We start from the raw sequence: 14,826 nt of genomic DNA, 5'->3' as shown, positions 1-14,826 counted from the left end.
CGTCTGCGCGATGGCCGTGAGCGGCGCCGCCAACCCCATCATGGCTGTCTGTAGAGTCAGCCAGCAGGCGATTCCACGGGCGAGCCGGCTGGAACGCAAGCGCGTCGTCCACCCTGTCATGCCGTGCTCGCTGTGCGAGTGTTTGTTCTGTAACCGCGCGATGCCTTTGCCCATAAGTCAGTCTTTTTTCGTGTCCAGCTTTTTGACGTCGATTGGGCGGCCGCCCATCCAGGTTCGCAAATCTGCGTAGAGATGTTCGAACAAACCGCCAATACCACGCGCGCCGACTAGCAGCACATGTGAGAGTCCGCGCAGGGGGGTGTCCTGCTGACGGCCTTCGGACCAGCCCATCCAGGCATCGGCGCGGGCGAAGGTCGTCTTGACGAATTCATATTCCTGCTCGCGGGTGAGTTGCGCGAAACGCAGGCCGACCCGGCCCGGCGCCGTGAAGCCGACCGTGGCGGGGAACGCATATTCTTCGTCGCCGCGGAAGAGCGACACGGTCACGCGTTCGTGCATCGGCACCTGAATGTTGCCGGGCAGCGCAACGCCGACTCCACCTTCGGAGTAGTCGATCGTCTCGCAAGCGAGCGTGCGGCCGGTCGAAAACTTCAACATCACCGGCATCTTCATAGCCACGCGGTGCACCGCGCGGATCTGCCGGCGCTCACTCGCAGCCGCGACGCTCGCACCGAGGATCAGCATGTTGTAGCCGGTCCATGCGAGGTTGAGGACAGTGGTCTGGACTTCGCTGCGCACGTGGATGTGCAGATAGATATGGACGAGCCCGGCGATAAAGCCGAGCAGATTCAACAGCAGCAGGAACAGATAGGGCCGCGAGATTGCCCAGTCGAAATAGTTCTTTTCGATCTGCCCGCCCTTGGCGGTCACGTTGAATTTGCCGAGCTTCGGGTTGATCAGCGCGAGCAGCGTCGGTGCGGTGATGTACGACGCCAGCACTGATTCATACACCTCGGCCCAGAAGGAATGGCGGAACAGACGCTGCATGCGCGAGTTAGTGATACTCGCGTTCATCATGTGCGGCAGTGCGTAGATGGCGATCGTGCTGGCAGCCGCCTCGATCACGTGCGCGCCGAAAAACAGAAACGACAGTGGCGCGGTGAGGAAGACCAGTCGCGGGATACCGTAGAAGAAGTGCATCATCGCGTTCAGGTAGCACAAACGCTGCCCGATCTTCAGGCCTTTGCCCGTCAACGGATTGTCGATCCGGAAGATCTGCGTCATGCCGCGCGCCCAGCGAATGCGTTGGCCAATGTGACCTGAGAGGCTTTCGGTCGCGAGCCCCGCCGCCTGCGGGATGGCCAGATACGCGGTGGTATAGCCGAGCCGGTGCAGCTTCAGCGCAGTGTGGGCGTCTTCGGTGACGGTCTCCACCGCAATGCCACCAATCTCTTCGACCATCGTACGGCGCAACAGCGCGCACGAGCCGCAAAAGAAGGTGGCATTCCACAGATCGTTGCCGTCCTGCACGAGGCCATAGAACAATTCGCCTTCGTTCGGCACCTTGCGGAAGGTGCCGAGATTGCGCTCGAACGGATCGGCCGAAAAGAAATGGTGCGGCGTTTGCAGCATCGACAACAGCTTGTCACGCAGGAACCAGCCAAGTCCAACCTGCAAGAACGAACGGGTAGGGATGTGATCGCAGTCGAAGATCGCGAGGTATTCACCTTTGGTGATCTTCAGCGCTTCGTTGATGTTGCCGGCCTTCGCGTGGCGGTTGTGCGTTCGAATCGTCCAGTTGACGCCGACCTCTTCACAGAACGCCTTGAATTCATTGCGGCGGCCATCATCGAGAACGTGGATGGCCAGCTTGTCGAGCGGATAGTCGAGCGCAAGCGCCGCGTAGATGGTCGGCTTGACCACCGAGAGCGGCTCGTTATACGTAGGGATGAAAACGTCGACGGTCGGCCACTCGTCGCGCGAAGCGGGCAACGGCATGGGTTCGCGCTGCAGCGGCCACGCGGTCTGGAAGTAGCCGAGCAACAGCACGATGGTCGAATACACCTCGGCTGAGACCAGCAGCAGACCCCACACGGCGTCGAGTGGATGTTCCCAGTAAGTCGTGGTCGTCAGGCGCCAATACATATAACGGCCCGATGCCACGACCGACAACATGATCATCACCAGGGTTGCATAGCGGCCCTGCATGCGCCGGAACAGCAGCGCGCAGATGAAACAGCAGGTAGCAAACGTCAACTGTTCGGCGAACGCCAGCGGCACCGTGAATACGAAGTACAGCATCACCAGCGCGAACAGCGTGAGGCACACGACGACCAGTTTGCTGTTCCACATGCGCGCATCGACGAAGCGCTGGAACCGCGAGGGTTCCTCGGTGGATTCTCCGAAGACTTTGGTTTGCGGCGTACTCATGCGACGCTCCCGGGCGAGACCTCGATGGCATCGACTCGCGACAGCAGCCATTGGCCGCAGGCGCGAAAGTCCGCCGCTGCCTGGCTGAGCGGATCGTAGTGGATCAGGGTGGTGTCGCAGGCGAGCGATTCGCTGACGCCTTCGTCCTGGTGGATGACGCCAGGAAACAGCTTCTCGCCGAGCATATGGCGCAGGACTTTGAGAACGTCCTTGGCGAGCTGGCGCGACTGATCGACCTGGTTGACCACGTAGCCTTCACCGCCGAAGTCCGGACGCGGTGCGGCGTACGTTTCAATCATGCGTTCCATTTGCGGAATCGCGGCGTACGACGCAGCGTCGGCCAGCACGACGTTGAGCGCGAAATTGGCTGCGCAGAGCGCGTTGCGTGTGTACACCGATGAGCCCGGCGGGGTGTCGATGACCACGATATCGGAGGCATCGAGCCGCAGCGCGTTCAGCGAATGCAGGAGCCACTGCGGGTCGTGATCGATGTGCGCTTCGAAGCGGCGACGGTCGTCTTCGATCACCGCGCCATAGGGCAACACGGTGACGCCATCGACGCCGTCGAACATCACGGTGCGCCAGGCATCGCCGCTCAACGTGGCGCGCGACAGACCGTCGATGCTGTCAAGCGGCACACCGAAGTGCAGACGTAAGGCGTTTTGCGGGTCGAGGTCGAGCGCGATCACACGCCGGCCACTACTGGCGAGTACCGAGGCCAGATTGGCGGCGAGGGTGGTCTTGCCGACGCCACCCTTTGCGGAGACTACCGCAATGACTTTCATGAGCGACGCGGGCCGTTGGTCAGCCACGAGTGCGGAGCGGAAACAGGCGCAGCCGTGTTGCTGGATGCACCGCGCAGGCGATCGAAAACCGAGGTCAGTTCAGCAGGGCGGGCCTCGCCGGCGTGGGACGGCATGGTCGGCGCGGACTGCGGTGCGGCTGCTGCGAAGAGCCTGCCGAGAATGGTCGGCGGCTGGGTGGCCGCGGGGGCGGGGGTTCTTGCGATGGGCATTGCGGGGATGGCCGCTTGTGTAGCGGGTCGCGCAACAGGTTGTGCCACTGCGGCAAGCGGATTGGCCCAGGTCGGCCCAGTTGGCGCAATCGCCGGTCGTGAGGCCGCAGGTGGTACGGCGCCTGACGCAAACGTTGGCGTCGCAACAGGCGAAATAGCGGCGGGGCGACTAAACACAGGCGGAACTGCTGCGACTGATGCAACGGGCATAGCAGATTGCATCGAGGCCGCAGCAGGCGTGCTCACTTCCGGCACTGCGCCGAAGCGATCGCCGCCGCGCGGCGCATCCGCTTTGATCACATTGGCGACGGGCGGAACATTGCGCCGATGCGGCCGCGCAAACAACGGCGCCTTGCTGCGCAGTGCCTGCATGCCGGAGGCGGCAGTGTCGGCAACACTTGCCGGATCAGCCGCGTTTTGCGGCTCGCTGTGCTGCGCCTCGGCGTTATCTGCGTGGTGTGCCAGTCGCTCACGGTGTTGCGCGATCGCAGGGATGGGTGTCTGCTTAAGATCCAGTGTCACGAGCAACGGCCAGCGCGTGCGAGCCGTGCCCGCTTCGTTCTCGCGGCCGATCTCCTGATAGTCGCCCGCATTGCCACCAAAGTGGCCGAAGAGTGTTTCGATGTCGCTAGAAGGACTCATGTTGCCGCCGTCGTGTCGATGTCTGCTCGGGTGTTACGTAATCTGTTCTTTTGACTGCCGCTACCTGCGCAGAGAAGAATGACGCAAAAGCGTCTAGCCGGGATATCGTCCAAGTCGAAACTCAAGCATAGCGTTTTCGTCGAATTCACTTACCTGTACAACTGAAAGCCCATCTGCACCCAATGCGCTGAGCCAGGTCTGGTAAACCCCCTGGAGGAAAGCCGGCGTCCACCCGAGCGCTGCGGAGCCGAATGCATACAGAGGCGCACACGAATGGGCGATGCGCAAATACTCAGGTTCGTCGGAGAGTTCGACGTAGCCCCAGTCCGTTTCATTCCACCATGCATTGACCGAGTTCGCGAGGTCCGCCGTGGACGAGCAGGGCGGCAACGCATGAGCCGTAGCGAAGCGGCAGCCGACGCGATACATCAACTGCCTCAGTTCGTCCTCACCGATCTGTGTGGCAAACTCTTCGGCCAGTGCAGTGAGCAGGCCGCGCCATTGAGATGAGATCTGACGGTCAAGCAGGTAGTCGAGAGTAGGGACCATGTTTTCCAGGGAGATGACCGCTTGTCAGTTAAGCGCGTGTAGGGAAACGGACATCTAAAAGCGTCACAGGTTAGGCACGCGTTGCACGCGCCCGGCGGTTACTTTTACATGCTCTGTTCAATATAAGCTCACCGTCGCCTCTTTATACGCAGTCTACTGAAGACATTAAGATTGCGCTACCACTGCTCTGTTGCGAGTTATATGCGCTTACGAACGTAACGCGCAAACAGATGCAGTAGCCGTATGAAATTTTTTCCGATCTGTTCTTCACAACGCGTATTGCCGGGCGTAAGACGGATCGCATTTTTAAAACTCGCGCGGCGCCAAAACTCCTTGGGCGCAGGATGACTGTTGTGCGCTTGCATCATTGCGGCACTGTACGACCGGACTTTTGATCCGGAGTAACGCATCGACATACTTTTTAAGCAAGCGTGCTGCAGCGTAATAACCACTGCGTTTTCTCCCGGTTTGGTTGATCGCGCAACCGTTGCCGCGCATTCTGGTGTGAAATAGGGCCTGGCGCATGCGCTGCCCGCTTTCGAGGCAAAGGGCGCCGACATGTTCGCCGCTGGTTTGCTTCCGTTTGACTCCCGTCAGTTCTCTCATCCACGAATGTTTAGTCCAGTCAGTATTCTTGTTGTTACCGTGCTGTCAGGTTTGATGGCCACAGCTGTGCTGGGCTCGTTGGTACCCGCGGCCATTCCTGGCCTTGGTTGCTGGATCGCCGCCAATACGCTGGCCATCGTCTCGCTGCTGTTGTTCGCCACCCAGGGGCACGTGTCGCCGCTGGTGTCGATTGTGATGGCCAATGAAGTGCTTGCCGTTTCGTTGCTGCTGGTGCTCGAGGGCTGCCGGCGGTTTCTCGGCCGAAGACGTCGCATGTTTGATGCTTATGCCGGCGCGGTCGCGGTGCTACTCGGCATCAATTACTGGACATTCTTCGCGCCGAACTTCGACGCCCGGGTCGCAGTGGCCTCAGCGTTGCATGCCTACCTCTACGCATCGATTGCATGGGTGGTGCTGCGCGGCCGTCCGGCCGATCGTCCCGCGTATAGCTATAACTTCGTCACCATTGCAGCGCTGCTGTTTTGCTTCGGTCATGCGGCGCGCGGCCTGATCTACGGTCTCGGCGAACTGAACCAGACCAGTCTGATGCAGGCTACGCCGATCAACGCCGCTTTCATGGGCATCGGCATTCTCGCGTTGCCCTGCATGTCCACGGGTATTGTGATGCTGGCGCATGATCGCCTCGCGCAACGTCTCGAACGTCTCGCCAATGTCGATGACCTCACTGGCGCATGGTCGCGGCGGGCGTTCATGCTCAAGGCACAGACCCTAATCGACGCCGCCGCGCGCAGTAGCAGGCCGGTCGCGCTCGCCATCATAGACATCGATCGTTTCAAGCTTATTAACGACACGTATGGTCACGCCGCCGGTGACTCGGTATTGACGCACTTTGCGGCGCTGGTACAGCGCAATCTGCGCGCGGGGGATGTGTTTGGCCGCCTCGGTGGCGAGGAATTCGGTGTGCTGTGCCCGCACACCGACGTGGCGGAAGCGGTCGTCTTGCTGGAACGTCTGCGTGAACGGCTAGCGTCGACCACCATGCCGCAGGAGGCCGGCATGTCGGCTTACACCTTTAGCGTCGGGGCGGACCAGCATCGTCCCGGTGAACGGCTTGCCGCGCTGATGGTGCGCGTGGACGCGGCACTTTACACGGCGAAAGCTTCGGGCAGAGACCGGGTAGTGGTGTCGGCCTGAGGGGGTTGAAAGGCCAGTGGTGGCCGAGGTGGAGATCCGTATCTAACTTTGTTTGATCGCGGGCATAAATATTTGTCAGACAGTTGCCGTTATACAGCGGCAGAGCGTACGGAACTGGCCTGATTTCTATCAATATGCTTTCCACCTCAACGCGACACATGACCGATGCCCTTTTGCGTCACCGCTTCCACCGGCGTTCACTGGAACAACAGCGTCCGCTGTCGACGGTCACCATGGCTTTTACAGTCATCGCCGCGTTGCTGTTCGTGTTGGCGCGCAGCCTCGTGGCTGGGCCAGCGATTGCGCTTCCTTACCGGCTAGCTAGCGTGCTGTGCCTCGCGCTGCTGGTGGCCGCGGTTCGCAAGGCATCCACCACATGGCTGTTCGGCGCAGTCGGGGTCGTCTATACGCTGGTGCTGTCCGGCAGCGTCGCGCTGAATGTCAGCGGGCTCCAGGAGACACTGCTGTGGTTATTACCGGCCTTGCTGGTCATTCCGATCTGTGCGGCGCCCTTGTGGCTGACACCCTGGCATTTCGTCGCCGGCACCGCGCTCTTCTACGCGACGAGCATGCCGGTTCTGTTCAAACAGCCGCTAGGCCACGACGCCAACGCCGTGGCGTGGCTGTGGGTTTTGATCGGCATACCGACGGCAGCGGTGTTCCATTTTGGCTTCTACTGGTTCCGGCGTGACCATTTCCTGCTTGAAGACCGTCTTGCGCGACTGGCCGCAACGGATCCGCTCACCGGGCTGCAAAACCGCCGCGCTTTCATGGAACAGGCGGAGCGGCGACTGGCTGCGCTCAGTGAAGACGCCCGGGTCTGCGCGATTTACGTCGACATCGACTACTTCAAATCGCTGAATGACCAGTTCGGCCATGCGCTCGGCGACCAGGCGCTCTTCGACGTCTCCCAGGTCCTGATGGACCAGGTGGGCCCGCGTGACAGCGTGAGCCGGATTGGCGGCGAAGAGTTCGCGATCCTGCGGCGCGACGGGCTCGCCGCGGCGATCGAACTGGCGGAGCGCCTGCGCGCGGCGATTGCCTGCATCGCGCGGCCGGATGGTTTCGTGACCGCGAGTTTTGGCGTGGCCGAGCACCGGCGCGGCGAAACCATCATGACGCTGCTCGACCGGGCGGACGAAGCCTTGCTGCGCGCCAAGTATTCCGGGCGCAATCGTGTGTGCGCCGAGCGGGCCGTGCCGTTCGATCCGCTGCAACTATTAAATGGCGCTAACGAGGGCGACTCGTCGGGCGACATTCGGCCACGCTGGGACGAGTATTACCTGACGTCGCATTTCCAGCCTCTCTACAGCTTGTCGCATCAGAAACAGGTTGGCTTCGAGGCACTGCTGCGCGGCGAACAGGACGACGGGACGCTTGTGCCGCCCGTCGTCCTGTTCGCCCCGCGTCCGCTTAGCGACGAAGGCGCGCTCGATCAAGCGAGCCATGCGGTGCATCTGCGCAACGCGCGGCGGCTGATTACCTGTGAGTCGTGGCTCTTTCTCAACATCCTGCCGGCCACCTTCGTCGCGCAAGGCTATGCCGACCAGCTCGCGACCCTCGCGCGTTCGGCCGGGCTCGCGCCGGAGAAGATCGTCCTCGAAATCCTCGAATCGCATGGCGGCAGTGTGGATGAGATGTCGCTCGCCGCAGCCCGTTATCGGGAGTTGGGCTTTCTGATCGCGGTGGACGACTTTGGCGCCGGCCAGTCGAACCTTGACCGACTATTCCGTATCCGGCCTGACTTCGTCAAACTCGACGGCGAACTGATTCGCGCGACGATTCCGGGCACCCAGCAATCGATCCTGCCGAAGCTCGTCTCGTTGTTGCATCAGGCGGGGATGCTGGTGGTGGTCGAAGGCGTCGAGACCACTGAGGAACTGATTCTGGCGGTCGAATCGAATGTCGATTTTGCGCAGGGTTTTCTGCTGGGTCGTCCGTCCGCGCAGATTGCCCCGCCGGACTCGGTCAACCGTCTGATCGACCAGTCGTTCGACGTGATCGCAGAGGGCCGGACGAGGCAGCATGCGCTCTTCGAGAGTGAGGTTCAGCCTTACCGGGTGGCCTTGCGCGATGCCGCGGAGGCGCTGCGCAACGGCGTCATGATGGAGGATGCCTTCGCCGACCTGGCGCAGCAGGAGTTGTGCATCAGTTGCTTCATGCTCGATGACAGGGGGCGCCAGATTGGCGCGGAAGTGACCGGTGTGGCGGGCGCCCCCGGCGGCGAGTCGCTGCAGCCGGTTGCAGATCCCCGCGACGCACGCTGGGACCATCGGCCTTACTTCAGAAACGCCGTGTTGCTGCCAGGCGTGCCCGTGACCAGTAGTCCTTATCTATCGCTCGCGAGCGGACGACCATGTATCGCGGTGACGGTGGCGATCCAGTCGGCACAGATGCTCGCGGTGGTGGGCACCGAACTCGACTGGTCGGCGCCACATCTTCCGTGGCCGGCGGGCGAGTAGCCAAGGCTCTCGGGGCTAGCTGCGCAGAGCGGAACGCTATTGATGGCCTTCACGGTGAACCGGTTCATTGCGAACGCGGCGCGCCGGTGGAGGCGCGCACCACGAGCTCCGGTGGGGACGTCACGCAGACACGCGGCGCAGCAGTATTAGCGCTTCGGGCGCGCGGCGAGGCTTCGATCAGCTCACGCAGCAAGGACACCGCCAGCTCGGCCGCTTCGACCGTGGGCACAGCCACGGTGGTCAACGCTGGGCGCGATTCCTTGGCGAGTTGAATATCGGTGATGCCGATAACGGACAGATCGCCCGGCACCTCCAGACCCAGGTCAGCAGCCGCGTGCAACGCGCCGAGCGCGGGCAGGTCATTGGTGGCGAAAATCGCGGTGAGTTGCGGGTCTCTTTCGAGCAGTTCCCGTGTGGCACGATAGCCGCCCTGGGTCGTATCCGGCGCATGCAGCACGCGCTCGGGAGGCGCGTCCAACCCCGCTACGCGCATTGCGTCGACGAACCCGTCATAACGTGATGCATGGATGCCCGACACCTTGCTCCCGACGATCGAACCGATGTGGCGATGTCCCAGTTCGAGCAGATGCCGACCAGCCAGTTCGCCCGCCAGCCGAAAGTCGACGGCGACACACGGTAGGCCCGGCGGTTGATGCGGCCGCTCCCACATGCACAGCACGACAGGCGCGCCACGCGCCTCGGTCTTGTGCAGATCCTCGAAGTCCAGATTGGCGTTCATCACCAGGACGCCCTCGGAGAGCGTGCCGGCAATCTGCTCCAGATAGGCCCGCCCCATCAGCGGATCTTCATTCGTATTGCAGATGATCAGGTACTGACCGCTGCTGCGCGCGGCGCGCTCGACCGCCAGGGCAAACTCCGGGTAGAACGGATTGGCAATGCTCGATACCATCAACGCGATGGTCGGCGCGCGGCCTTCGGCAAGCGCCCGTGCAGCAAGGTGCGGCTGATAGCCGAGCGCCTCGACTGCATCGAGCACCCGTTGACGCGTCTGCTGGCCGACCCGTCCGCGGTTGCGCAGCACGTTCGAAACGGTGGCGGGGGTACAGCCGGCGCGGCGCGCGACTTCGCTTAGTGTGGCCATGGTTCATTCACTATTTGGGACGTTTTCTCAAAATTTGCGTCCTGACTGAAGGCGCGGCACCATTTAACGCATAGACAGAACGATATCGGAGACGCTGTACGCCGCTTGATCGCCCCGCGATCATTTTTTTTCGGCTGTACTGATTAAGCGCTTAATCTCCGGTTTCGAGCCGATTAAATCACGGAGACGAGGCAAATGGCGAGCATTTCCTTAAGAGGCGTCCAAAAATGGTACGGCGAGGGCGCCCAGGTGATTCGCGACGTCGATCTGGAGATCGGCGAGAACGAGTTCTGCGTCTTTCTCGGACCATCCGGCTGCGGCAAATCCACTTTGTTGCGCATGATCGCCGGCCTCGAAGACCTCAGCGACGGCGACCTCTCGATTGGCGGCAAGCTCGTCAATGACGTGCCTTCCGCCCAGCGCGGTGTGGCGATGGTGTTCCAGAGTTACGCGCTGTTTCCCCACATGACGGTCTACGAGAACATGGCCTTCGGCCTGAAGATCGCCAAAACCCCCAAGGACGAAATCGACCGCAAGGTGCGGGAGGCCGCGCGCATCCTGCAACTCGAAGCGCTGCTGGAGCGGCGCCCCAAGGCACTCTCGGGCGGACAACGTCAGCGAGTGGCGATTGGTCGCGCGATCGTGCGCGAGCCTGGCGTGTTTCTGTTCGACGAGCCGCTCTCTAATCTCGATGCGACCTTGCGCGGCCAGACTCGCGTGGAGATTGCGCGACTGCACAAGCAGTTCGCCAAGGCGAGCGTCGTCTATGTGACGCACGACCAGATCGAAGCCATGACGCTTGCCGACAAGATCGTGCTGCTGCACGCGGGCAAGGATACGGAAAAGTACGGCAGCATCGCGCAGATTGGCGCGCCGCTTGAGTTGTATCACCGGCCCAATAGCCGCTTCGTGGCGGGCTTCATCGGCTCGCCGCGCATGAATTTCCTGCCGGGCAAAGTGGCGGCGATCGACACGAGCGGCGTAAGCGTCACGCTCGACAGCAGCAACGAGAGCGTGCGCGTGAAGGTGGACGGCGCCGCGTTGAGCGTGGGCCAGCCGGTCACTTTTGGCGTGCGGCCAGAGCATCTTGAACTGGAGAACAGCGACACATCGGCTGCGGCCGCGTCGGACTCCACTCAGAACGTTGCGGTTCTCACGCGCACCGTCTCCCTCATCGAACACCTTGGCGAGCACAGCTACGTGCATCTGGATGAAGCCAACGGCGCTGTTTTGATCGCCAAGGCACCCGGCGACACGCACCTGAAGCAGGGCGACAGCGCCAGCTTCCGCGCGCCCGCCTCAGCCTGTCATTTGTTCACCGAAGACGGCTTTGCCGTCGCTTCGCTCGACAACGTCGAACACTACGCATAAAGGACACTCGGATGCGCCTAGGAGTCTGCTATTACCCGGAACACTGGCCGGAATCGATGTGGGAAGACGATGCCCGCCGCATGAAAGCGCTCGGCATCGAGCAGGTGCGGATCGCCGAATTTGCCTGGAGCCGGATGGAACCGTCGCCCGGCGAATATGAGTGGGCCTGGCTTGATCGCGCTGTCGATGTGCTCGGTGCTGCGGGTCTGCAAGTGGTGATGTGCACACCGACCGCCACGCCGCCGAAGTGGCTGATCGATCGCCATCCGGACATCCTGCCGGTCGGCGTCGACGGCAGGCCGCGGGCTTTCGGCTCGCGCCGTCATTACGATTTTTCGTCGCCGTCGTACTTCGAGGCGTCGCGGCGCATCTGTACGGCGGTTGCCAAACGTTACGGCAAGCATCCGGCAGTCGCTTACTGGCAGACTGACAACGAGTACGGTTGTCATCAAACGGTGGTGAGCTATTCGCCTGCAGCCGTCACGCGGTTTCGCGAGTGGCTCAAGGCGCGTTATCAGACTATCGACGCACTGAACCTTGCGTGGGGCACGGTGTTCTGGAGTATGGAATATCGCAGCTTCGACGAGATCGACGCACCGGTTGCGACTGTCACCGAAGCGCATCCGTCGCACCGGCTCGACTACCGTCGTTTCGCCTCGGACGAGGTGGCGCGCTACAACCGCATGCAGGTGGAGATTATTCGCGCGCATTCGCCGGGGCGTCCGGTCGCGCATAACTTCATGCAACTGTTCACCGAGTTCGATCACTACAAGGTCGCAGCCGATCTCGACGTGGCCACATGGGACAGCTATCCGCTCGGCGCGCTGGAAGAGCAGTGGTTCGCGCCCGAGTTGAAGGCGAAGTGGCTGCGCACCGGTCATCCGGATTTCGCATCGTTCAATCATGATGTCTATCGCGGTATGTCGAAGCTGCCGTTCTGGGTGATGGAGCAGCAGCCGGGGCCGGTCAACTGGGCGCACTGGAACCCGGCGCCGCTGCCAGGCATGGTGCGGCTGTGGAGTTGGGAGGCGTTCGCGCATGGCGCGGGCTGCGTGTCGTATTTCCGTTGGCGTCAGGCGCCGTTTGCCCAGGAGCAGATGCATGCGGGGCTGAACACGCCCGACAACCGTCTCGACCTGGGTGGCAGCGAAGCAGCACAAGTGGCTGATGAGATTCGCGCTGTGCTGGAAGCCGATCGGGATGCTAACGCAAGCATTCGTTCGAAAGTGGCGCTCGTCTATGACTATGAGGCGAAGTGGCTGTTCGAGATTCATCCGCAGGGCGCCGACTTCCACTATCCGCGTTTCGCGGTGGAGTATTACTCAGCGCTGCGTGGGCTCGGACTCGATGTGGATGTGGTGCCGGTGGACGCACCGCTTGACGGCTATCAGATGATTGTTGTGCCGCCGCTGCCGGTCGTGCCGGCTGATTTTGCGGCGCGCCTCGCCGCGTCGGGCGCACAGGTTGTACTTGGACCCCGTACTGGCTCGAAGACGGTCGATCTGCAGATTCCCGACGCGTTGCCGCCGGGATCGCTTACGTCGATCTTGCCGATGCGCGTATGGCGGGTCGAATCGCTGCGACCCAACGTGACCGAAGCGGTCAGGCTGACCGGTAGCGCGAGTCTTGATGATGGTGTTGGACGGCACTGGCGTGATCTGCTGGACACCAGCGGGCCGGACGCATCCGCCGTTCAGACATGCGCCCGATTTGCTGACGGTCATCCCGCGTATGTGCGCAGTGGCGCTACCCATTACTTCGCGAGCATTTTCGACGACGCGCTGACGACACGGCTCTTTGCCGCCATCGCCCGCGAAGCCGGCATCACGACAACACCGCTTGGCGACGGCGTGCGCATGAGCCGGCGCGGCGGCCTGACCTATGTCCTGAACTATGGCGAGCAGGTCCACACGCTCGCCGATGTCGCCGCCGATGCCTTTATCGTCGGCTCGCGTGATATCGAACCACAAGGCGTCGCGGTTTATCGCTCCACGTAACGATCTCTCGCAGTACCGAAAGTGCAGAGTTGAAAATGCAGTACCCAAGGTAAAACCCGAAAGCAGCATCGAAAACGACGTAGAAACCAAGGAGACAGGCATGAAATTCAAACTACGCAAGGTTCTGGTTGCCGCCGCGCTGACTGCAGCGACCGCTGCGGCCTCAATGGCCGGCACCGCGCAGGCGAGCACGCTCGCGATCAACATCGCGTTTAAGGGCGCAAGTCAGCGTGCGGTCTGGCAGGAGGTTATCGATGAGTTCAAGAAGGCCCATCCGGGCATCGATGTCAACGTGTCGTTCATTGATGAGGAAGCCTACAAGGTGCAACTGCCGGGCTGGCTAACCACGGTCGCGCCCGACCTCGTGACGTGGCATGACGGCGAACGTATGGCGTACTACGCGAAGCGTGGCCTGTTCGATGATCTGAGCGGCGACTGGTCGAAGAACGGCTGGAGCAATACTTACGCATCGACCAAGGAAGCCTCGTCTTACAACGGCAAGCAGTATGCGGCACCGACGGTGTATTACTCGTGGGGCATGTTTTATCGCAAGGACCTGTTCCAGAAGGTTGGCATTACGGCTGAGCCGAAGACGTGGGACGAGTTTCTCGATGACTGCAAGAAGCTCAAGGCGGCGGGTATCACGCCGATCGCCGTGGGCGGGCGCGATGCGTGGACGCTCGCCGGCTGGTTCGACTATCTTGACTTGCGTCTGAACGGCAACGCTTTTCACCAGAAGCTGATGGCCGGCGACGTGCCGTACACCGACCCGCGCGTGAAGAAGGTGTACACGACGTGGAAGCAACTGATCGATGACGGCTATTTCATCGACAATTCGCTCTCCTACGATCTGGATGCGGCACAGCCGTTCCTGTTCCAGGGCAAGGCGGCGATGATGCTGATGGGCACCTTCATCAGCGAAGGCTTCCCGGCGACCGTGAAGCCGGAGATGGGCTACTTCCAGTTCCCGATTATCGACGCGAAGGTGCCGACTGCCGAAGATGGCCCGGTCGAATCGCTGCATATCCCGTCGAAAGCGAAGAACAAGGCTGACGCCCACACGTTCCTCGCCTTCGTGGAGACGCCGGAAATTGGCGGACAACTCGCCAAGGGGCTCGGATCGTTGTCGGCTAACAGCAAATCGCCGGAACCGGAAGATCCGATTTCGAAGATTGGCTTCCAGATTCTGGCCAACACGAAGGGCGGTATCGCGCAGTTCTACGATCGTGACATGACCAAGGAAATGGCCGACGAAGGGATGAAGGGCATGCAGCAGTTCGTGTCCGACCCGTCGAAGCTCGATGAGGTGCTGGCCCAACTCGAGCAGACGCGCAAGCGCATCTACAAGAAGTAAGCGTAGCGGGCGGCGAGCGCGGCGCAAGGCCGCCTCGCTTGCCCTGGTTCGCCCTTGCGTGAGCGAGGGGTGGTCAGGCCCGATCAGCATCATTCAGGAGACTCGCCATGGCCCATTCGGTTACTCGTCAATCCATTCGCGGTGATGCCGGGCCGGGCGCGTCCAGCGGCGACGCGCAAGCC

General features: G+C 61.8%; 10 protein-coding genes. 5 read left to right on the top strand and 5 right to left on the bottom strand.

Going from position 1 to position 14,826, the window contains the following annotated elements; genetic code table 11:
* Positions 1–177 precede the first annotated feature (177 nt).
* From bcsA to bcsD, 4 genes are all read right to left on the bottom strand, one after another.
* Positions 178–2,391, bottom strand: a complete 2,214-nt coding sequence (bcsA, locus tag WCA85_RS15345; protein WP_424065242.1) for a UDP-forming cellulose synthase catalytic subunit — start codon at positions 2,389–2,391, stop codon at positions 178–180.
* A complete protein-coding gene (gene bcsQ / locus WCA85_RS15340; protein WP_424065240.1) occupies positions 2,388–3,176 on the bottom strand; it encodes a cellulose biosynthesis protein BcsQ in 789 nt (262 codons plus the stop codon). The genes bcsA and bcsQ overlap by 4 nt, the downstream gene beginning before the upstream one ends.
* Complete coding sequence (gene bcsP / locus WCA85_RS15335; RefSeq protein ID WP_424065238.1) at positions 3,173–4,048, bottom strand: cellulose biosynthesis protein BcsP; 876 nt, start codon at positions 4,046–4,048, stop codon at positions 3,173–3,175. The genes bcsQ and bcsP overlap by 4 nt, the downstream gene beginning before the upstream one ends.
* A 93-nt stretch (positions 4,049–4,141) precedes the next feature.
* Positions 4,142–4,597: a cellulose biosynthesis protein BcsD gene (gene bcsD / locus WCA85_RS15330; RefSeq protein WP_424065236.1), complete on the bottom strand. Its 456-nt coding sequence runs from the start codon at positions 4,595–4,597 to the stop codon at positions 4,142–4,144.
* A 612-nt stretch (positions 4,598–5,209) separates the two neighbouring features.
* Between bcsD and WCA85_RS15325 the strand changes: the two genes are divergently transcribed.
* Together WCA85_RS15325 and WCA85_RS15320 are read left to right on the top strand one after the other, a co-directional pair.
* Positions 5,210–6,358, top strand: a complete 1,149-nt coding sequence (locus tag WCA85_RS15325; protein WP_424065234.1) for a GGDEF domain-containing protein — start codon at positions 5,210–5,212, stop codon at positions 6,356–6,358.
* Positions 6,359–6,492: 134 nt separating this feature from the next.
* On the top strand, positions 6,493–8,820 hold the full coding sequence (locus tag WCA85_RS15320; RefSeq protein WP_424065232.1) for an EAL domain-containing protein: 2,328 nt from the start codon (positions 6,493–6,495) through the stop codon (positions 8,818–8,820).
* Between the two features lie 64 nt (positions 8,821–8,884).
* Here the strand turns inward: WCA85_RS15320 and WCA85_RS15315 are convergent, their stop codons facing one another.
* Complete coding sequence (locus WCA85_RS15315) at positions 8,885–9,922, bottom strand: LacI family DNA-binding transcriptional regulator (RefSeq protein WP_424065230.1); 1,038 nt, start codon at positions 9,920–9,922, stop codon at positions 8,885–8,887.
* Between the two features lie 195 nt (positions 9,923–10,117).
* On the opposite strand from WCA85_RS15315, the gene WCA85_RS15310 reads away from it, so the two are divergent.
* The 3 genes from WCA85_RS15310 (at position 10,118) to WCA85_RS15300 (ending at position 14,644) form a co-directional block, all read left to right on the top strand.
* Positions 10,118–11,293, top strand: a complete 1,176-nt coding sequence (locus tag WCA85_RS15310; RefSeq protein ID WP_424065229.1) for an ABC transporter ATP-binding protein — start codon at positions 10,118–10,120, stop codon at positions 11,291–11,293.
* 11 nt (positions 11,294–11,304) lie between these two features.
* On the top strand, positions 11,305–13,290 hold the full coding sequence (locus WCA85_RS15305) for a beta-galactosidase (protein ID WP_424065227.1): 1,986 nt from the start codon (positions 11,305–11,307) through the stop codon (positions 13,288–13,290).
* Between the two features lie 100 nt (positions 13,291–13,390).
* Entirely contained in the window at positions 13,391–14,644 is a 1,254-nt protein-coding gene (locus tag WCA85_RS15300) for an ABC transporter substrate-binding protein (protein ID WP_424065225.1), read from the top strand.
* Positions 14,645–14,826: the final 182 nt, after the last annotated feature.

It is taken from the genome of Paraburkholderia sp. (assembly GCF_049581445.1).
In the GTDB taxonomy this organism is placed as follows: domain Bacteria; phylum Pseudomonadota; class Gammaproteobacteria; order Burkholderiales; family Burkholderiaceae; genus Paraburkholderia.
The sequence above is the reverse complement of the archived record's forward strand: the minus strand, read 5'-3'. Positions and strand labels throughout refer to the sequence as shown.